Origin of the sequence: Kribbibacterium absianum (assembly GCF_030067705.1) — a bacterium.
In the GTDB taxonomy this organism is placed as follows: domain Bacteria; phylum Actinomycetota; class Coriobacteriia; order Coriobacteriales; family Atopobiaceae; genus Kribbibacterium; species Kribbibacterium absianum.
The window spans coordinates 404,053-422,957 of record NZ_JASJEX010000001.1 but is presented as its reverse complement, the minus strand read 5'-3'; the positions used below and the strand labels follow the sequence as shown (position 1 = coordinate 422,957).

Annotated in this window: 14 protein-coding genes and 1 riboswitch; of the genes, 3 read left to right on the top strand and 11 right to left on the bottom strand. The window is 69.1% G+C overall.

Annotated elements, in window-relative coordinates; genetic code table 11:
* Window positions 1-54: 54 nt before the first annotated feature.
* From plsX to QJ043_RS01825, 9 genes are all read right to left on the bottom strand, one after another.
* Window positions 55-1,068, bottom strand: a complete 1,014-nt coding sequence (gene plsX / locus QJ043_RS01865; protein ID WP_283712471.1) for a phosphate acyltransferase PlsX — start codon at window positions 1,066-1,068, stop codon at window positions 55-57.
* A 162-nt stretch (window positions 1,069-1,230) separates the two neighbouring features.
* Window positions 1,231-1,410: a 50S ribosomal protein L32 gene (gene rpmF, locus QJ043_RS01860; RefSeq protein WP_283712470.1), complete on the bottom strand. Its 180-nt coding sequence runs from the start codon at window positions 1,408-1,410 to the stop codon at window positions 1,231-1,233.
* A 156-nt stretch (window positions 1,411-1,566) separates the two neighbouring features.
* Entirely contained in the window at window positions 1,567-2,118 is a 552-nt protein-coding gene (locus QJ043_RS01855; RefSeq protein ID WP_283712469.1) for a YceD family protein, read from the bottom strand.
* A 2-nt stretch (window positions 2,119-2,120) separates the two neighbouring features.
* On the bottom strand, window positions 2,121-2,609 hold the full coding sequence (locus tag QJ043_RS01850; RefSeq protein WP_283712468.1) for an ATP synthase subunit B family protein: 489 nt from the start codon (window positions 2,607-2,609) through the stop codon (window positions 2,121-2,123).
* Window positions 2,610-2,980: 371 nt separating this feature from the next.
* Complete coding sequence (gene coaD / locus QJ043_RS01845; RefSeq protein WP_283712467.1) at window positions 2,981-3,478, bottom strand: pantetheine-phosphate adenylyltransferase; 498 nt, start codon at window positions 3,476-3,478, stop codon at window positions 2,981-2,983.
* On the bottom strand, window positions 3,479-4,057 hold the full coding sequence (rsmD, locus tag QJ043_RS01840) for a 16S rRNA (guanine(966)-N(2))-methyltransferase RsmD (protein ID WP_283712466.1): 579 nt from the start codon (window positions 4,055-4,057) through the stop codon (window positions 3,479-3,481).
* On the bottom strand, window positions 4,054-6,204 hold the full coding sequence (gene recG / locus QJ043_RS01835; protein ID WP_283712465.1) for an ATP-dependent DNA helicase RecG: 2,151 nt from the start codon (window positions 6,202-6,204) through the stop codon (window positions 4,054-4,056). Before recG ends, rsmD begins: the two co-directional genes overlap by 4 nt.
* 190 nt (window positions 6,205-6,394) lie before the next feature.
* Window positions 6,395-8,065, bottom strand: a complete 1,671-nt coding sequence (locus QJ043_RS01830; protein WP_283712464.1) for a DAK2 domain-containing protein — start codon at window positions 8,063-8,065, stop codon at window positions 6,395-6,397.
* 64 nt (window positions 8,066-8,129) lie between these two features.
* Entirely contained in the window at window positions 8,130-8,471 is a 342-nt protein-coding gene (locus QJ043_RS01825) for an Asp23/Gls24 family envelope stress response protein (protein WP_283712463.1), read from the bottom strand.
* Window positions 8,472-8,615: 144 nt separating this feature from the next.
* Between QJ043_RS01825 and QJ043_RS01820 the strand changes: the two genes are divergently transcribed.
* The gene (locus QJ043_RS01820; RefSeq protein WP_283712462.1) at window positions 8,616-9,506 is read left to right on the top strand and encodes an aldose 1-epimerase family protein; all 891 of its coding nucleotides are present in this window, start codon (window positions 8,616-8,618) and stop codon (window positions 9,504-9,506) included.
* 54 nt (window positions 9,507-9,560) lie between these two features.
* Here QJ043_RS01820 and priA read toward each other — a convergent pair whose 3' ends face one another.
* Window positions 9,561-11,855, bottom strand: coding sequence for a replication restart helicase PriA (gene priA / locus QJ043_RS01815; protein WP_283712461.1), 2,295 nt, complete (start codon window positions 11,853-11,855; stop codon window positions 9,561-9,563).
* Between the two features lie 84 nt (window positions 11,856-11,939).
* The gene (gene metK, locus QJ043_RS01810) at window positions 11,940-13,199 is read right to left on the bottom strand and encodes a methionine adenosyltransferase (protein ID WP_283712460.1); all 1,260 of its coding nucleotides are present in this window, start codon (window positions 13,197-13,199) and stop codon (window positions 11,940-11,942) included.
* An 89-nt stretch (window positions 13,200-13,288) separates the two neighbouring features.
* Window positions 13,289-13,396, bottom strand: a riboswitch (SAM riboswitch).
* A 235-nt stretch (window positions 13,397-13,631) separates the two neighbouring features.
* Here metK and QJ043_RS01805 point away from each other — a divergent pair.
* Window positions 13,632-16,370, top strand: a complete 2,739-nt coding sequence (locus tag QJ043_RS01805; RefSeq protein ID WP_283712459.1) for a YhgE/Pip domain-containing protein — start codon at window positions 13,632-13,634, stop codon at window positions 16,368-16,370.
* A complete protein-coding gene (locus QJ043_RS01800) occupies window positions 16,363-18,627 on the top strand; it encodes a YhgE/Pip domain-containing protein (RefSeq protein ID WP_283712458.1) in 2,265 nt (754 codons plus the stop codon). The genes QJ043_RS01805 and QJ043_RS01800 overlap by 8 nt, the downstream gene beginning before the upstream one ends.
* Window positions 18,628-18,905: the final 278 nt, after the last annotated feature.

The window sequence follows — 18,905 nt, the reverse complement described above, 5'->3', positions numbered from 1 at the left end:
CTCTTGTGCGGGGGCGGCCGGCCCGGCCGTCAGCCCACGATGATAGTCCCTACACTACTGCTCGGCGCCAGTGGGCGCACAGGCGGCCGCCACGTGGCTCGTGAGCCCCTCGTTCACACAACGGACCGCCGCGAGCGTGCCGTTCTTCACCGCCTGCGGGCTGGTCTTGCCGTGGCCCACGAGGACCGGCGCGCGAAGGCCGAGCAGCACCGCGCCGCCGTGCTTGTCGCCCGAGAGGTCCTCGGCGATCCTCGCGAACTCGCCCTTGATCAGCAGGGCGCCGATCGCGTTGAGCGGAGATCGCTTGGCTGCGGCCTTGAGCTGGCCGGCGATGTACTTGGCGGTGCCCTCCATCGACTTGAGCGCCACGTTGCCGGTGAAGCCGTCGGCGACGATCACGTCGTAGTCGCCGCAGAGGAGGTCCTTGCCCTCGCAGTTGCCGGCGAAGGCGACGGCGCCCTGCTCTGCGGCCTCGGTCAACGCACGGAAGTACGTCTGGCTCTGCTCGGAGCCCTTCGTGTCCTCGGTTCCGTTCGAGAGGAGCCCAACAGAAGGCTCGTGGGAGCACCCGGCCTCGACCTTGGCGAGGGCGCCGCACATCTCGGCGAACTGCACGATCATCTCGGGGCGGCAGTCGGCGTTCGCGCCGAGGTCCCCCACCACCGTCTGATGGCCGTCGAGGCCGGGCAGAACGGCCGCCAGGCACGGGCGGCTCACGCCCTTGAGGCGCTTCACGTAGAGGGTCGCGGCCGTGAGGATGGCGCCGGTCGAGCCCGCAGAGAAGAACGCGTCCGCCTCCCCTCCAGCGACGGCCTTGCAGCCGCGCACGATCGAGGAGTCCCGCTTGGCGCGGACGGCCTGGGCCGGGTGCTCGTCCATCGCGATCACCTCGGTCGTGACGAGGGGCTCCGTGCGGTCGTGCTCCTTGCAGAACGGCTCGACGACGTCGGCGCCGCCGGCCACCACCACGGTCAGCTCCTTGTCGGCCTCGAGGGCCAGCTCGATGCCCTTCAGGACCGTCTCGGGGGGCTCGTCCCCGCCCATGGCGTCAACGACCACCTTGACCATCGCCGCTCCTTTCGCGTCCGCCCGGAACCTGCGCTTTTTCGTTCCCTATCCTACCCAAAGCCGTGAATCTGGGCGGAAGCGCCCACACACTGCCCCAAGCCAGCAAAAAGCCCCGCCGGCTCGGCCGGTCGGGGCTCGAAGGTCGCTTGTGCGCTTCTGCGCTTAGTCGACCGCGACCACTTCGCGGTCGCGATAGAAGCCGCAGTTAGGGCACACACGGTGCGGAAGCTTGACCGCGCCGCACTGCGGGCACGTGCAACGAGAGGGCATAGCGAGCTTGCTGTTGGCGGAACGACGCTTGTGGGTGGCTCCGCGGCCCTTCTTCTGTTTGGGGACTGCCATGGTGAACCTCTTTCAGAATCCCAACCTGAGGCACCCGTGGCGCCCGGTCTTGTGACTCACAAACACACAACCAGTGATTGTAGCAACGGCGGCACGACTGTTCCAGCCCTTGCGCCCCTTTTTTGCCCGCGACACAAAATGTGCCCACCGAGCGCGCTAGTCCTGCTTCTTCCAGCCGGCCAGCGCGGCGAACGGGTGCGTGGGGTCCAGCTCGCCGGCGGCCTTGTTCTCGCAGCCGCAGGGCCCGTCGTTCAGGTTCGCCCCGCAGTGGGGGCAGAGGCCCTTGCAGTCCTCGGAGCAATGGACCACGAACGGCGTCTCCATGATCACCGCGGAGTTGACGGCGTCCGCCAGGTCTATCGTGCCGTCCTCCGAGACGAGCGTGAAGTCCACGTCGTCCTCGTCATCGGCCTGCTCCTCCGGCACCTCGAAGAGGAAGTACTCGTCCACCTCGCTCGCGATGTCGAACTCGGCCACGCCGAGGCATCGGTCGCAGGTGCCCACGACGTGGGCCTTCACGAGACCCGTGGCGAGGATGCCGTCGCTCGTGTTGGTGAGCACGATGTCGTAGTCGACGCCCTCCGGCAGCTCGAACTGGTGGTCGCCCAGCTCGTAGCCGGGCACGTCCAGGTGCCCGGCCTCGGTCCAGAGGTCGCCGACCTCCGAGAGATGGTCGTCAACGGAGACGATGATGGGCTCGAGTTCCATCGCTACCAGCTCTGGTTCGTGCGGTTCTGGGCGTTCTCGGAGAGCGTCTGACGGCAGCGCGTCACCTGTCCCACGATGGACTTCAGGTTGTCCTCCAGGTGCGCGAGGACGTCCTCGGCGTACTCCTCGGCGTTGTAGCGGGTGTCACGCTCGTACTGCTGGGCGGCGTCGCGGATGTCGTCGGCCTGCTTCTGGGCCAGGCGGACCACTTCCTGGTCGCCCGCGAGGATCATGGCCTGCTGCTGGGCGTCGGCGACGATGGAGTCGCCCTGCTGCTCCGCGCGGGCGAGGATCTCGTCCTGCTCCTTCAGAATGCGGCGAGCAGTGGCGAACTCCTCCGGGAAGACGGCACGGATGTCGTCGATGATCTGATAGACCTCCTCGGCGTCCACGACCTTCTTGGTGCCGCCGCCGCCAAAGGACGACTTGGCGTTCGTGATCAGGTCCTCAAGTTCTGCGACGAGGTTCTCGATCTCCTCACCCGGCTGCATAGGGGGCTCCTTTCAAGGTGACACGCGCGCCTCTTGGGAAGGGACCTCAGGACCCCTGCGCGGGCGCAGTTGGAGGAATCGTACCATTCATAGGGCCTATCAACGCCAGAACCTGCGACTATGAGCTTCCTGAACCCCCAGAATCAAGGTATGGCCACAATGAGGGCTTCGTCCCGTGTGGTGGCGACGTTTCCCCGCAAGAGGAGCGGCCGCATTGCGGGGAAATGACGGGGCGGCTGACGCACATCGACCCACCACCTGCAGTTTTGCGCTCCTCGCCTGTTGCGGGGAATCGTTTCTCCGCAACGTAAGGGCGTGCAGTGCGGGGAAACGTTCCTCCGCAACTGAGGGAAACACCGAGAGGCTCGCCCTCACCGGCCGAGACGGGCCGCCACGGACGGCGTGACGAGCAGCGACACGTCGCCGCCGAGCGTGGCGATCTCGCGCACGACCGAACTCGACACGTAGCCGTACTCTGGCGCGGACATCACGTAGATGGACTCCAGTCCCGGCGACATGCGCGCGTTGAGCGACGCCTGCGCCAGCTCGTACTCGAAGTCCGTCGCCGCACGGAGTCCCTTGACCACCGCGTGGGCGCCCACCTCGCGGCAGAAGTCGACGAGCAGCCCCTCCATCGGGCGCACCTCGATGGGCGTCTCGCCGCCCTCCTCGGACCAGGCCTCGCGCACCATCTGCACGCGCTCCTCCAACGAGAACCACGTGCCGCAGCCGCGCTTGCTCTTGGACGCAGCAACGGCGACCGTGACCTGCGGCGCGATCCGGCAGGCGCGGCGGATCACGTCCAAGTGCCCCCGCGTGACCGGGTCATAGGTGCCGGGGACCACCACGTGAGAGAGCGGGCCTTCCATTCAATCCTCCTGGGGAACCGCACGGCGCAGCAGGTCGATGCAGCTGGCGCCGTGCTTTTTGGTGCGGTAGGGCTCGAAACCATCGACGGCCAGCGGCGCGACGGCCGCGTCGCGCTGGTGGACCACGAGCACGTCCTCGGCCAGCTGGCACGTCTCGTCCAGGGCGCTCAGAACGGACATGGACAGCTCCGGGTCGAGCGCGTAGGGCGGGTCGAGGTACACGACGTCGAACGGCGCCCCGGGCAACCGCCGCCGTGCCCGGGTCTCGGCGGCGCCCACGACCACGCTGGCTACTCGATCGGCGCCGAGCGCCTGCAGGTTGCCCTTGAGCGCGGCGAGCGCCCGCTTGTCCATCTCGACGAAGGTGCCGTGGGCGGCGCCGCGGGACAAGAGCTCGATGCCCACGGCACCGGACCCCGCGAACGCGTCGAGCACGGAGCACCGGGAGAGGTCCAGCCCGAACGCCGAGGCGACCATCGAGCCGATGGCCTCGCGGGTCCGGTCCATGGTCGGCCGGGTGTCCCGGCCCTCCGGCGCCTTGAGCGGGCGCCCGCGCCACTCTCCTCCGGCGACCCTCATGCCCCGCCACCTTCCTCGAAATACAGCGCGTGCCGCTCGCGCACCTCTATGGCGAGCGGGCGATGCTCCGGTCGCTCCAACGCCGGGTCCTCCCGGAGCAGCGCCTGCGCGTCGCTGTGCGCGGCCTCCACGAGGTCCGCGTCCGCTGCCAGGTCCACGAGCCTGAGCGTCGCGAGCCCGCTCTGCCGGTACCCAAGAATGTCGCCCTCATGTCGCAGCTCCAGGTCCATCTCGGCCAACGCGAAGCCGTCCGAGGTGTGTTCCAGGGCCGTGAGCCGTTTGCGCGCCGGCGTCCCGCGCTTGGCGCTCGTCTCGAGGAACACGCGCCCGGAGACGCTGCCACGCCCCACACGTCCGCGAAGCTGGTGCAACGTCGCCAGGCCGAAGCAGTCGGCGTCGTAGACGAGCATCGCCGTCGCGTTGGGCACGTCCACGCCCACCTCGATCACCGTCGTGGAAACGAGGATGTCGGTCTCGCCGCTTCGGAACCGCTTCATCACCGCGTCCTTCTCGGCCGGGCTCATGCGACCGTGGAGCAGGCCGACCGAGCGCGCCGGAAAGATCGACCGTGACAGCTCCCGCTGCGCGGCCACGGCGCTCTTGAGCTTGCGCTCGTCGCCAGAGGGGTTCTCGACCCCCGCCGGGTCGTCCTTGTCCTCCACGAGCGGGCACACCACATAGGCCTGATGGCCGGCCTCGATCTCCTCGCGAATCGCGCCATACGCCAGGTCCAGAGACTCGGGCGGCACGACCTTGGTGTTCACGCCGGCGCCCTTCACGGGGCGCTGGGTGATGCGGCTCACCTCGACGTCGCCGTACACCGAGAGCGCGAGCGTGCGCGGGATGGGCGTCGCGGTCATCGACAGCACGTCGGCCACGCTCCCCTTTTGCGCGAGCCGCGAGCGCTGGTCCACGCCGAAGCGGTGCTGCTCGTCCACCACCACGAGCGTGAGGTCACAGAACTCGACGTCCGCCGAGAGGATCGCGCTCGTGCCGAAGACCACGGTCACATCGCCTTCGCGGATGGCCTCGGTGAACGCGGCCCGCTCCTTGGCCGGCGTGCTGCCGGTGATCAGGCGCCACGAGACGTCCGCCGCGTCAAGAAGCGGGCCCACCTTTTCCGCGTACTGGTTCGCGAGGACCGAGGTGGGCGCCATCACCGCGCACTGGGTCCCGGTGTCGGCGCACGCGGCCATCGCGCACGCGGCCACGACGGTCTTGCCGGTGCCCACGTCACCAAGGAGCAGGCGGTTCATCGGACGGGGCTCCCTCATGTCCGCGAGGATCTCGCCGACCGCCTGCGCCTGCTCCTCGGTGAGCGAGAACGGCAGCGACGCGCGAAGGGCCTCAAGGTGCGGGCCTTCGACCACGTGCGGACGACCGGTGCGCGACCCCCCTTCCAGGTCGTGGCGCCCCCGGAGCGCGAGCTGCAGGCACAGCAGCTCGTCGTAGGCCAACCGTCGCCGAGCCTGTTCCGCCCCCGCCAACGTGCGGGGGAAGTGCGCGTAGCGCAGCGCGCGGCCGAGCGGGTCGAGACCGTGCGCGGCGGCCAGCCCGGCCGGTAGGAAGTCGCACGGGTCCGCGATGTCCGCGAGGGCAGAGCTCACGATGCGGCGCATCCACGCGGCGGAGAGGCCCTCGGAGAGCGGGTGCACCGGCAGGAGGCGCGCGTAGCCGCTCGTCTCCCCCGCCTTGGCGATGACCTCGTGGAAGGGGGACCTCATCTCCTTGAAGCCGTACGAGAACCCCACCTTGCCGGAGAGCGCCACGAGGTCCTGCGGCTTCAGCTGCTCGGCGACCCACGGCTGTTTGAAGAACGACGCCCGCATCACGCCGGTGTCATCCTGGATGAACACCTCCGAGATGGACATCTTCGGGCGCGGCCGTTTGAGCTCCACGCGGTCGACGCGGCCCACGACGGTGGCTTCCTCGCCGAGGTTCGCGCCGGCCACGGTGGTGACGCGCGTGAAGTCCAGGTACCTTCGCGGAAGGGTGAGGAGCAGGTCGCGCACGGTGCGAACGCCCATGCGATGCAGGGCCTCGAGCCGCGCGCCCGTTGCGAAGCGCAGCCGCGACACATCGCCACCGAGCGCGCAGGTCTGCGCCAGACGGCTCGACGCGATGGACACGGTGACGTTCTCGGCCACGAGCGCGCCTTTCTCGGGACGGTGCAACGAGCCTCTAGTCTACCCGCCGCCTTCTCATGACGCGAGCGGAGCGACAGGAGCGAGCCAGCCCGGACGCGCACAGAAAGGGTCGGGCACGGTCCGGCGCGCAGCGATTGCCGCGCGTCCCGAGGACCGTGCCCGACCCCTGTCGGCACTTCGATGCCAGCACCTATTCCAGCGAGAACACCACCGGGTAGAGCGACTGCTCGCCGCGGTGCGGGTCCAGCTCGAGGTCCGGCAGCCGGTCCTCGATGCGCTCGCAGAGAGCCTCGAAGTCCTCGTCCGTCATGTCCTCGCCGGCGAGGATCGTGCAGGTGTCGGCCTCCTCCTCGGTCTGCATGCGCACGAGGAGGTCGACGCACACGTCCATCACGTCCGAGCCCACCACGGTGATCGCGTCGTCCTGGATGCCCATCACGTCGCCGGCCTTGATCGGCGAGCCGTCGGCGGCCTGGGAGTCGCGCACGGCGGACGTGACCTCGCCGTCGCGGATGCCGGCGATGGCCTCGGTCATCGCGGCCACGTTGTCGGCCATCGGCAGGTCGGTCTCCACCACGAACATCGCCGCGAAGCCCTGGAGCACGGTGCGCGTGGGCACCACGGCGACCTCCGAGTCCTCGCACGCGCTCGCGGCGGCCTCGGCGGCCATGCGGATGTTGCTGTTGTCGGGCAGCACGATGACCTGGCGGGCGTGCGCCTTCTCGATGGCGGCGAGGATGTCGGCCGTGCTCGGGTTCATCGTCTGGCCGCCCTGCACCACGACGTCGACGCCGAGGGACCTGAGGATCTCGGCCTGACCGGAGCCGGCGGCGACGGCCACGAAGCCGAGCGCCTTCTTGGGCTCGCTCTTGCCGGCCGCCTGGTCCTCCGCGATCGCGGCGGTGCGGTCCTGGGCCTCCATGTCCATGTTGTGGATGAACACCTCGTAGATCTGGCCCTGCTCGAGCATGTGGCCGAGCACCTTGTTGGGCTCGTTCGTGTGCACATGGATCTTGTAGTCCGGGTTCGAGCCCACGAGCAGCTCGCAATCGCCCATCGACGCGAGGTACTCGAGGTTGGCCGCCTCGTCGAAGTCGGCGTCGAGCGCCTTGAACAGGAACTCGGTGCAGTAGCGGTACTCGGAGCCCTCCCAGTCGTCGTTGAGCTCGATGGCGACCTTGGCGGCCGCCTTCTGCTTCGCGTCGTCCGGGCTCGCGACCGTGGTCTTGAAGTCCACGGTGCCGTCGTGCCCAAGGTAGGCGTTCACGAACGCCTCGACGAAGACCGCGAAGCCGAAGGCGCCCGAGTCCACGACGCCGTTCTCCTTGAGCACCGGCAGCAGGTCCGGCGTGCGCGCCACGGACTCGTAGGCCTGCGTGACGATGGCCTCGAGCGCCTCGTCGAGGGTCATCTTGGACTTGGCGCAGGCCTCGGCCTTGTAGGAGAGGTCCTCGATCACGGTGAGGATGGTGCCCTGCACCGGCTTGCGCACGGCGCGGAAGGCCACGTGCTTGGCGTGGCGGAGCACCTTGAAGAGCTGGCCCGTCGTGATGGGGTCGTCCTTGCCGTAGTCCACCAGGCCCTCGGCGACACCGCGGAGAATCTGCGACGTGATGACGCCGGAGTTGCCGCGGGCGCCCATCAGGGACCCGTGGGTCACGGCCTTGGCCACGGCCTGGAGGTCGGCGTCGGCGGGCAGTGCCTCGACCTCCTTGACCACGGTCTGGAGGGTGAGGCTCATGTTGGTGCCGGTGTCACCGTCGGGCACCGGGAACACGTTGAGCTTGTTGATCTCGTCGGCGCGGTCGGCCACGGCCTGGGCGGCGATGGGGAGGCAATGACGAAGGACGGTAACGATCATAAAAGGACATCTCCGGTCTACGAGGGGCCACGCGGCCCGGTCAATCAATCGGTCAAACGGGCGGCTAGCAGACCTTGAGGCCCTCGATTACCACGCGCACGTCAACGTTCTCGATGTCCGCCACCTGCTTGAGCATGAAGCGGACGCTGCTCTCGAGGTTCTGGGAGACCGAGCGCATGTTGACGTTCGACTCCACGACCACGTGGAGGGTCACCTGAACCGTGCCGTCGGCCATGTCCACGTCGATGCCCTTGCGGAGCTGGTTGGTGGCAAAGAGCGTGATGACGTCCTGCCCGTCCGAGTAGGCCATGCCCACGACGCCGTAGCACATCATCGCTGCATAGCCGGCCAGGTCGGCGATCACGTCATTCGAGACCTTGAGCGTGCCGGGAACGGCAGTATCCATGCCGGGCTCCTCCCCTGAACGGGCGCGGGGGGCGCCCGGGTTCGTTTAAGATCGGAGCGATTGTACCCTTCAGGTACCAACGCCCCCGGAACCCTTCCAAAGGCCCATGAGGGGCGCAACCACGAGAGAAGCGGGGGTAGAGACATGGGCACTACGAACGAATGGGTCGTCATCGAGCGCGACGGCACGAGCGCCGCTGTGGATCCAATGGGTGCGCAGTTGATGAGCCTCGAGCGCGACGGCATCCAGTACCTCTGGCAGGGCGACGAGCGCTGGTGGCCGAGGAGGTCGCCGGTCCTGTTCCCGATCGTGGGGTCGCTCCGGGGCTGTCACAGCGAGACGCCCCACGGCGCGGCCGACATGGCCCAGCACGGGGTGGCCCGCGGCCAGCGGTTCTCGGTGGCCGCGACCGGCTCGGACTTTGTGACGATGGTTCTCGAGGCCAATGACGAGACCCGCGCGGCATACCCGTACGACTTCCGCCTGTCGATGACCTACACGGTGCTCGAGGGCGGCGCCGTGGAGCAGCGCTTCGAGGTGTCGAACACCGACAAGGACGAGCTGCCGTTCGTCGTGGGCGGTCACCCGGCGTTCAACGTGCCGCTCGTGGCCGGCGAGACGTTCGAGGACTATGAGCTGGTCTTCTCGTTCCCCTGGAGCTGGGACAGCCCGAGCCTGGGGGCAGACAAGCTGCTGCACTGGGACGAGCCCTGCCCGGTGCTGCGCGAGAGCGACACGCTGCCGATCCGGCGCGAGCTGTTCTGCGCGGACACCGTGGTGCTGAAGGACGTGCCGGGGAACGGCGCGATGTTGCGGAGCCGTGTGAGCGGTCACGGCGTCGCGCTGGACTTCCCGGGGTTCGAGTACTGCGGCGTGTGGTCGGCGCAGCCGGACGCGCCGTTCGTGGCCGTGGAGCCGTGGACCGGCTGCGCGACCGGCTCCGACGAGGGCGACGTTCTCGCCGAGAAGCGCGGCATGACCCTCCTGGCGCCCGGCGAGACGTGGCAGGCGGCGTTCACGATGCGCCCGTTCTAGAACAGCTCTCTGTGGGGCACCGTACGGTCTTTCAGCCAAACCGCGCGGTGCCCTTCACATGAGGTCGCACGCGTCCACGTCGATCGCCACGGAGGTGCCGCGCGAGTCGACCTCCCGGCAGGCCTCGGCGAGCACCGCGCCGAGGTCGGCCGACAGGGGCGCCTTCACCAGCACGTGCCGGCGGTAGCGGTCCTTGGCCTTGGCCTTGAGACAGTCCGTCGGGCCGAGCACGCGCCAGCCGGGGCGCCCCGCGGTGGCCGCCCGAAGCTCGTCGGCCACCTGCGTCACGACGCGCTCCGCGAGCCCCTCGTTGGTGCTCGACACGGTCACGTTGCCGAGCCGCGTGAACGGCGGGTAGTCGGCCTCGCGGCGCATGGCCATCTCGTATCTCACGAACGCTGCCCGGTTGTGCTGCGCCACCGACGTGATGGCCGGGTGCGTCGGCCAGTAGGTCTGGATCAGCACGCGCCCCGGCTTCTCACCGCGCCCGGCGCGGCCTGCCACCTGCTCCAAGAGCCCGTAGGTGCGCTCGGCGGCGCGGAAGTCGGGCAGTTTGAGCGACGTGTCCGCGTTCACGACGCCCACCAGCGTGACGTCCGGGAAGTCGAGGCCCTTCGCGATCATCTGGGTGCCGACAAGGACCGCACCGGGGCTCGCGTCGAACTCCTCGAGCAGCTTCTGGTGCGCGCCCTTCGCCTTGGTGGTGTCGGCGTCCATGCGAACGATCGGCGCGCCGGGCAACAGGGCGCGCAGCTCGTCCTCCACCCGCTGCGTGCCGATGCCGTAGGCCCCGAGGTAGCGGCTGCCGCAGCTCGGGCACACGGTGCCGGGGTCCGGGTAGGCCCTCGCCGGCCAGCGGCTGCCGCAGGTGTGGCAGGCCAGCTCCCGGGTGCGCTCGTGGTAGGTGAGCGACGTCGAGCAATGGGGGCACGTCGGCACGCAGCCGCAGTCGCGGCACATGAGGAACGAGGCGAACCCGCGGCGGTTGAGCAGAAGCACCGACTTCTCGCCGGCGGCGTGGGTCTCGAGCAGCGCCTTTCTCAACGGTGCCGAGAGCGGCGAGCCGTTCCTGTCGCGGAACTGCTCGCGCATGTCGACCACCGAGACGGCCGGGAGCACCGCCGACCCGGGTCGCTCCGGCATCGACGCGCGCACCCACGGCACACCGCGCCAGGACCCCTCGCGGCACCGTTCGAGGGACTCCATGGACGGCGTCGCCGAGCCGAGCACGAGCGCCGCGCCGTGCAGCCTCGCGAGCTCGGCCGCGGTCTCGCGCGCATGGTAGCGCGGCGCCTGGTCCTGCTTGTAGGACTGCTCGTGCTCCTCGTCCACGACGATGAGGCCCACATTGTCGAGCGGGGCGAACAGGGCCGAGCGCGCGCCCACCACGACGCGGGAGTGCCCGGTGCGCGCGAGCTCCCATTGTTGGCGCCGCTCCCCGGTGGAGAGGCGCGAGTGGAGGATGGAGACCTCGTCGCCGAAACGGCCGCGGAACCGGCCCACCGTTTGGGCGGTGAGCGAGATCTCCGGCACGAGCACGATGGCCGTCCTTCCCTGGGCCAGCGTCTCCTCGATGGCCTGGAGGTAGACCTCGGTCTTGCCGGACCCCGTCACGCCGTCGACGAGCACCACCGACCCGTCGGCCGCCTCGCGCGCCCGAGCGATGGCGGAAAGGGCGTCGCGCTGGCCTTGCGTGAGGACGCGAGGCCGGGGCGCGCGGGCGCTCGAGAGGCTCGTCTCGTCCACGGCTCCGGTCTTGAGGCTGGACGAGACGGTCACGACGCCCTTCTTCTCGAGCGCCGTGACCGCGCCGCGGGCCCCGGGCGAGACCGCCGCGAGGTCGGCGAGCCGCTGCGGCCCCTCGGCCAGGCCCTCGAGCACCTCGCGCTGGCGCAGGGCGTTCGCGCGGGGCACGAAGTCGCGGCCCTTCTCGGTGAGCGCGACCCACCGGTCCTCGGGGGCGTCCGGCACGGAGCCGTCGAGCGACCAGCCATTGTCGCCTTTGGTGACCTTCACCGTCTGGCCCGCGGGGAGCAACAGACGGAAGCACGCGTTGAGGGGTGCCGCGTACTCGCGGGCCATCCAGAGCCCCAGCCGAGCCTGCGCGGAGCAGAACGCCGACGGCGCCAGCACCTGCTCCAGCGGCTTGACCTTCTCCGGGTCCACGCCCTCGGGCGCGTCATCCGACACCGCGACGACGTACCCCACGGCCGGGCGCCCCGAGAAGTTGACGAGCACCGTGCATCCCACGGCGACGTCGCCCTCCAACTCCTCGGGCACCGCGTAGTCGTAGGGCGCGGTGAGCGCGCGGGTGGGGATGTCGAGCACGAGCGATGCGAAGCGAGCCACGGGACCTCCGGTGACGGAACGGAGCCCCCATGGTAGGCCACCGACCCGGCAGAGGCGCCGGGTCGGCTCACGAGATGTGAGCGGCTACCCCTCGATGGCCGCGACCGCCGCCTTCAGCTCGTCGGCCTTGTTGGTGGCCTCCCAGGTGAAGTCCGGGTCGTTGCGGCCGAAGTGCCCGTACGCCGCAGTCTTCTTGAAGATCGGCCGGCGCAGGTCCAGCTCGCGGATGATCGCGCCGGGACGCAGGTCGAACACCTGCTTCACGGCCTCCTCGATCACGGCGTCCGGCACCACGCCGGTCCCGTGGGTGTCGACGAGCACGGAGAGCGGGTGCGCCACGCCGATGGCGTAGGCCAGCTCCACCTCGCACTTCTTGGCGAGGCCGGCCGCGACGACGTTCTTGGCCACCCACCGCGCGGCGTACGCGGCCGAGCGGTCCACCTTCGTGGCGTCCTTGCCGGAGAAGGCGCCGCCGCCGTGACGGCCCATGCCGCCGTAGGTGTCGACGATGATCTTGCGCCCCGTGAGCCCAGTGTCGCCCATCGGGCCGCCGATCACGAAACGGCCGGTCGGGTTCACATAGATGTCGGCGTCCGCCCAGTCGACGCCCTCCTCCGCCATCACCGGCCCGATCACGTGCTCGACCATGTCCTGTTTGATGACGTCCATGGACTCCACGTCCGGGTCGTGCTGGGTGGAGATGACCACCGCGGTGACGGCAGTCGGCGCGCCGTCCTCGTAGCGCACGGTGACCTGCGTCTTGCCGTCCGGGCGGAGGTACGGCACGGTCCCGTTCTTGCGCACCTCGGCGAGGCGCTGGGCGAGGCGCTGGGCGAGGTAGATGGGCATCGGCATGAGGGCGCTCGTCTCGTCGCAGGCGTAGCCGAACATCATGCCCTGGTCGCCGGCGCCGATCCGGTCGTCCGGGTCGTCGGTCTCGCCGCGCTGGGCCGCGTAGCTCTCGTCAACGCCCATCGCGATGTCGGGGCTCTGGTCGTGGATCATGTTGATGACGCCGCAGGTGTCGGCGTCAAAACCGTAGGCCGGGTCGTCGTACCCGATGGCGCGGATCGCGTCCCGCACGATGCCCTGCACGTCCACATAGGCCTGGGTGCGGATCTCGCCGGCCACAAGGACCGTGCCCGTGGTGGCGAACGTCTCGCAGGCGCAGCGGACCTCGTCCACGTTCGCCGGCATGCCGCTCGGGCTCACGTAGCCCTGGGACTGCAGCAGGGCCTCCTTCTCGAGAATCGCGTCGAGCACCGCGTCGCTCACCTGGTCACACACCTTGTCGGGGTGCCCCTCGGTCACGCTCTCGCTGGTGAAATAGCTAACCTCGGCCATGTCGCTCCTTCTGCGGGATCCCCCGCCTCGCCTCGGGACCTCACAAAAAGGCCCCCTCACTGTGTCAGGGGACCGTGCCTCGCCGCATTCCCCCGTCTTCCGGGGCTGGACGCCCCGCCGAGAATTGGCACCGTGCCCGCGCTTTTGCGGGCGGTTGCCGGAGCTTCGTCGGGCTCGGTCCCTCAGCTCTACGCGCACCTCTCGGTGCGCCTCTTGACGGCTCGTGAGAGCGTACGGCTCCCTTCCCGGCTTGTAAAGGGACTCCCGGTGCGGCATGTCAATCCCCGAAAGTGTTGCGCCCTATGACAAGAGAGGTTCACAATTGTGAACCTCTCTGCCGGCGCCCTGAAAGGGACCCCGCGCAAAAGGGAAGGCCTCTTCTGAGACTCCCCTTCTTATACTGAGACCCCGGACAACGAGAAAGGCAAGCCTGTGCGCACGGTCTTTGCCATCTTCAAGCGCGACCTGGTCCGCATCCTCAAGAACCCCGTGGGCGTCATCGTCACCCTGGGCGTGGCGCTCATCCCGGCGCTCTATGCGTGGTTCAACATAGCTGCCAACTGGGACCCCTATAACAACACCTCCGGCATCGCTGTCGCGGTGGCGAGCGAGGACGCGGGCACCCGGATCGAGGGCATGGGCGAGGTGAACGTCGGCGACCTCGTGCTCGACAAGCTCCACGACAACGACCAGCTGGGCTGGCGCTTCGTGGACAAGGGGCAGGCGCTCCAGGGCGTCGAGTCCGGCGAGTACTACGCGGCCATCGTGATCCCTGAGGACTTCTCAAAGGACCTGACCAGCGTGCTCAGCGGGCACCTCGTGCGCCCCCAGCTTGAGTACTACGTGAACGAGAAGCTCAACGCGGTCGCCCCCAAGGTCACCGACACCGGCGCGGACACGGTGGAGTCCCAGATCGACGAGGAGTTCGTCTCCACGGTCTCGGCCGTGGTGCTCGAGAAGGCACAGACCGTTGCCGGCGACGTGAGGACCGGTGCCGAGGAGGCCTCGGGGTCCCTCTCCTCGCAGGTGGCCCAGGCCGCGAACGCGGTGGCCCTCCTCCCGGAGTCCATCGACCACGCCCGGGGCACCTGCACGGCGGCGTCGGCGGCGATCGACCAGGGACGGGCCGCGCTCGACGGGCTCGCGACCACGGCGGACGCGGGCAAGGGGGCGTTGGAGGCCGCGCTCGGCGATCTTGCCACTGCCCGCGCCAAGGCCACGGCCGGCATCTCGACCCTGTCGCAGGACCTCTCCGCGGCGAGCGGCACCCTCACAGGGGTCGCCTCCACCACGGCCTCCGACCTCTCGACCCTGTCGGGGGACCTCGTGCGGCTCCAGGGGCACGTGGACGGCGCCCTTGCCAAGCTGCAGACCGCACAGGACACGCTCCAGTCGGCGAAGGGCCAGCTGGACGGCGCGATCGACGGGCTGCCGGACGGGACGGTGGTCGGCTCGGACGTCAAGGACAAGCTCACCGAGCAGGCCGCGAGCCTTCAGGCGCACCTGGACAAGCAGCAGGCGTTGATCGACCGGCTCCAAGCGGTGTCGGACGCCGTGAAAGACGCCGCGGGCCAGGTCTCGTCGGACGCCGCCGGTGCCGACCAATCGGTCCAGGCCGCCGCGAGTGCGCTTGCGTCGCTCCAGTCCTCCGTCGGGTCAGACACCCTGCCCCAGGTTGACTCCTCGCTCGACGGCCTCTCCTCTGCGGGCGCGCTGCTCGACGGCGACCTCGGGTCGCTCTCCGGCCTCGTCACGGCGCTCGACACAAACCTCGCCCAACTCAAGGGCATCCTCTCCCAAGCGGAGGAGGCCCTCGCCCTCACCAAGGACAGCGCCCAGGGCCTCGCGTCCCTGCTCCGGGGGCTGTCGAGCGACCTGTCGGCCATCACGTCGGCCGCCAACCTCGAGGCGCTGTCCTCGATCATCGACCTCAACGACCAGGACGTCGCGAGCATCGTGGGCTCCCCCGTCGACATCGAGGAGCGCTCGGTCTTCCCTGTCGAGAACTACGGCTCCGGCGTCACGCCCTTCTACACCAACCTGGCGCTGTTCGTCGGCGGCTTCGTGCTCGTGTCCATCTACAAGCTCGAGGTGGACGAGGAGGGCACAGGCCCCATCAAGCCCTGGCAGGGCTACTTCGGGCGCTGGATGCTGCTCAACCTCGTGGGCATGCTGCAGGCCCTTGTCACCTGCGTGGGCGACCTCTGCCTCGGCATCCAGTGCGTCAGTCCGGCCGCGTTCGTGTTCGCGGGGCTGGTCGAGTCCTTCGTCTACGTGAACATGATCTACGCCCTGGCCGTGGCGTTCAAGCACATCGGCAAGGCGCTCGCCGTGATCATCGTGATCCTCGAGATCCCGGGGTCGAGCGGCCTCTACCCCATCCAGATGCAGCCGGCGTTCTTCCAGGCGCTGCACCCGTGGCTGCCGTTCACCTACGGCAACAACGCGATGCGCGAGGCCATCGCCGGCTTCTACGACGGCCACTACGCCTTCGACCTCGGCATGCTGCTGCTCTTCGTGCTGCCGTCGCTGCTCATCGGCGTCGTGCTCAGGCGCTACCTGCTCAACATCAACGGGCTCTTCGACCGGCGCCTCCGCGAGACCGACCTCATGGCCTGCGAGCGCGACCCGGTCCCCGAGGGCAACTTCCGCCTCACCACGCTGATCAAGGCCGCGCTGGACTCCGACGAGTACCGCCGCGTGTTCGTGGAGCGCGCCGAACGGTTCGAGCTGCTCTACCCGACGCTCATCCGTGTGGGGCTCGTCGCGCTCCTCTGTTGCTTCGGCCTCCTGCTGATACCGCTCTTCGTGGTCCCCACCGACGCCAAGCTGCCGGTGCTCGTCGCCTGGGTGGTGTCGGTGGTGCTCTTGTGCGTGTTCCTGCTGGTGGTGGAGTACTTCCACTCCCGTGTGTCCGAGAAGGTGAACCTCACGGACCGGCCTCACCAGCAGCTGCTGTCCATGGTGGGCGAGCGCCTGCGCGCGGAGTTCGGCGCCTTCGCCCCGGCCTCGGAGATGCGCGGCCTCAACACCCGACTGCAGCGCCTGGAAACCCTCCAGAGGCCCGGCCCCGAGGATGACGCACCGCAGTCCTCGTCCGATACGCCTGCCGATGTCACCAGGCCCATAGCCGCCCCGGGCGACCAGCGAACGGAGGACGACCATGCGTAAGGTCTGGCGGATCTTCGTCACGGACATCAAGCACGCGACGAGCAACGTCATCGCGCTCGTCGTCTGCATCGGCCTCATCGCCGTGCCGTCCCTCTACGCCTGGTTCAACATCGCGGGCAGCTGGGACCCCTACGCCAACACCGGCAACCTCAAGGTGGCCGTGGCGAACTGCGACGAGGGCTACACGAGCGACCTCGTGCCCGTCTCGATCAACGTCGGGGAGCGCGTGACCACGGCGCTCCGCGCCAACGACTCCATCGGCTGGGTGATCACGAGCGAGGACGACGCGATGGAGGGCCTCAAGGCCGGCGACTACTACGCGGCGATCGTCATCCCCCAGGACTTCTCGCGCGACCTCTTGAGCATGCTGGAGCCCGACGCCACCAAGGCCAAGCTCATCTACTGGGACAACCAGAAGGAGAACGCGATCGCGAACGTCGTGACGGACAAGGCCAGCTCGGCCGTCCGCGAGCAGATCGACACGACCTTCGCCGAGACCGTGTCCTCCATCGGCGCGAGCACGCTGTCCTCGCTCGGGAACTACCTGGACAGCGACACGATGGCCGACGTGGCCACCAAGGCCGTCGGCACCGTGAACGAGTCCATCGAGGGCCTCGGCCGCGCGAAGGCGTCGCTCGAGGCGTACCAGGCGCTCGTGACGTCAGCCGACAGTCTTCTGAACCAGGCGGACGACCTGCTGCACGGCTCGGGCGATTCGGTTCGCGCCCTCAAGGAGCCGCTGTCGCTGGCGGCCGGCTCCGTGAACGACGCTCAGGGAGCGCTCGGGTCCGCGACATCCGCCGTGCAGGGCGCGCTGTCGTCGCTCAGCGGCTCGCTCGACGATGTCTCCGACCGCGTGGGCGAGGCGTTCGCGAAAGGCACGGACACCGCGACGGACGCGGCGGCGAAGTTGGACGAGGCCGCGACGCTCACCGGCGAGCGCAAGGAGAGCGTGGACTCGCTGCTCGCAGGCTTCCAAACCCAACGCGCGGCCCTCCAGAAGGCGCGCGACGCCCTCGCGAGCGGCTCGCCGTCCACGGGCCTCGGCTCCGCCGCCCTGGCCCAGGCCCTGGCGAAGGTGGATTCGGCCTTGTCCGCGCTGGACCGCGTCATCAGCGAGCTGTCGCAGGCATCGCAGGCGCTCGGACAGCTGCAGGGCGACCTCACAAGCACCGCGAACGACCTCCGCACGGGCGTCTCGAACGCGCAGGAATCGAAGGCCGCCCTTGAGAGCTCCGTGGCGACCGCAAAAGACAAGGTCTCCTCCGCCGCCGGCGGGTTTGACTCGTCGGTCGCGGACGGCCTCGACGCGGTGGCGTCCGCCCTCAGCGATGCTGCGGCCAAGGCGACCGGCATCGCGGACGGCCTCGACAGCACCGTGACCACCCTCACGGGGCTCTCGTCCAGCGCCTCGGGCGACCTCGGCACCATCGAGAAGGCCCTCGCCGACGCCATCGGCGCCACGGACCGCGCGGCCGCGCAGCTCACGGGCCTCCGCGACCGGCTCGACGCGACGCTCGCGTCCAACGACATGGAGGAGGTTCGGAGAATCCTGTCGAGCGAGCCGGAGGAGCTCGCGTCGTTCCTCTCGGCCCCGGTGGAGCTGGAACGGCACGCGGTCTATCCCGTGGCCAACAACGGCTCGGCCATGGCGCCGTTCTACAGCACGCTGGCGCTCTGGGTTGGCGCGACGATCCTCGTGGTCCTCATCAAGCCTCAACCGAGCGAGCGGGAGCTTGAGGCCGTGGGCGGCGCCAAGCCTTGGCAGGCCTACTTCGGGCGCCTCGGCGTGATGCTCGTGCTCGCGTTCCTGCAGGCGACGCTCCTCTGCGCCGGCGACCTGTTCTTCCTGCAGATCCAATGCGTGGACCCGTTGCTCATGTTCTGCGGCTGTTGGCTCGCCTCGCTCGTGTTCACCAACATCACCTACGCGTTGGCGGTCTCGTTTGGCGACGTGGGCAAGGCCATCGCGGTGTTCCTGCTCGTGATCCAGGTGGCGGGGTCCGGCGGCTCGTTCCCGGTGCAGATGCTCCCCGAGGCCTTCCAGAGGGTCGCGCCGTTTCTGCCGTTCGTGCCCTCGACCAATTGCCTGCGCGGCGCGGTAGCCGGGGTCTACGGCCACCAGTACCTGTACTGCGCGCTGCAGCTGGCGGCGTTCATCCTGCCGGCCCTTCTGCTCGGTTTGCTCCTGCGCAAGCCGGTGGTCCGGCTCAACGAGTGGGTGGAGCGGCAGCTGGAGTCCACCCGGGTGATGTGACGCGGCCGGCCAACCTGCAGCTCTGGCTCACATTGCAACTCTGAGCCTCCCCGGGTCCGGAACTGCAACCTCACGCCTGAGAATCGCAGTTCCGCGACCCGGTCGTGCTCATATCGCAACTCTCAGTTCCGCTTGGATTGCCATTCTGACTGGCCGCGAACACCCCGACGCCACAGAAGGAAGCGCCGGCGCACACTCGCCCTCTCATGGGTCGGTCTGCTTCTTCTCCGCCCTTTTCCGCAGCCGTCGCCCGCGCGTCGTACCATAGGCACGCACTG

What these genes read in the sequence shown, in the direction of transcription:
- QJ043_RS01850 (WP_283712468.1), bottom strand. Translation starts at nt 2,609, where the DNA reads ATGCAGCCGGGTGAGGAGATCGAGAACCTCGTCGCAGAACTTGAGGAC.
- QJ043_RS01830 (WP_283712464.1), bottom strand. Translation starts at nt 8,065, where the DNA reads ATGATCGTTACCGTCCTTCGTCATTGCCTCCCCATCGCCGCCCAGGCC.
- rpmF (WP_283712470.1), bottom strand. Translation starts at nt 1,410, where the DNA reads ATGGCAGTCCCCAAACAGAAGAAGGGCCGCGGAGCCACCCACAAGCGT.
- QJ043_RS01820 (WP_283712462.1), top strand. Translation starts at nt 8,616, where the DNA reads ATGGGCACTACGAACGAATGGGTCGTCATCGAGCGCGACGGCACGAGC.
- metK (WP_283712460.1), bottom strand. Translation starts at nt 13,199, where the DNA reads ATGGCCGAGGTTAGCTATTTCACCAGCGAGAGCGTGACCGAGGGGCAC.
- rsmD (WP_283712466.1), bottom strand. Translation starts at nt 4,057, where the DNA reads ATGAGGGTCGCCGGAGGAGAGTGGCGCGGGCGCCCGCTCAAGGCGCCG.
- QJ043_RS01825 (WP_283712463.1), bottom strand. Translation starts at nt 8,471, where the DNA reads ATGGATACTGCCGTTCCCGGCACGCTCAAGGTCTCGAATGACGTGATC.
- plsX (WP_283712471.1), bottom strand. Translation starts at nt 1,068, where the DNA reads ATGGTCAAGGTGGTCGTTGACGCCATGGGCGGGGACGAGCCCCCCGAG.
- QJ043_RS01855 (WP_283712469.1), bottom strand. Translation starts at nt 2,118, where the DNA reads ATGGAACTCGAGCCCATCATCGTCTCCGTTGACGACCATCTCTCGGAG.
- QJ043_RS01800 (WP_283712458.1), top strand. Translation starts at nt 16,363, where the DNA reads ATGCGTAAGGTCTGGCGGATCTTCGTCACGGACATCAAGCACGCGACG.
- coaD (WP_283712467.1), bottom strand. Translation starts at nt 3,478, where the DNA reads ATGGAAGGCCCGCTCTCTCACGTGGTGGTCCCCGGCACCTATGACCCG.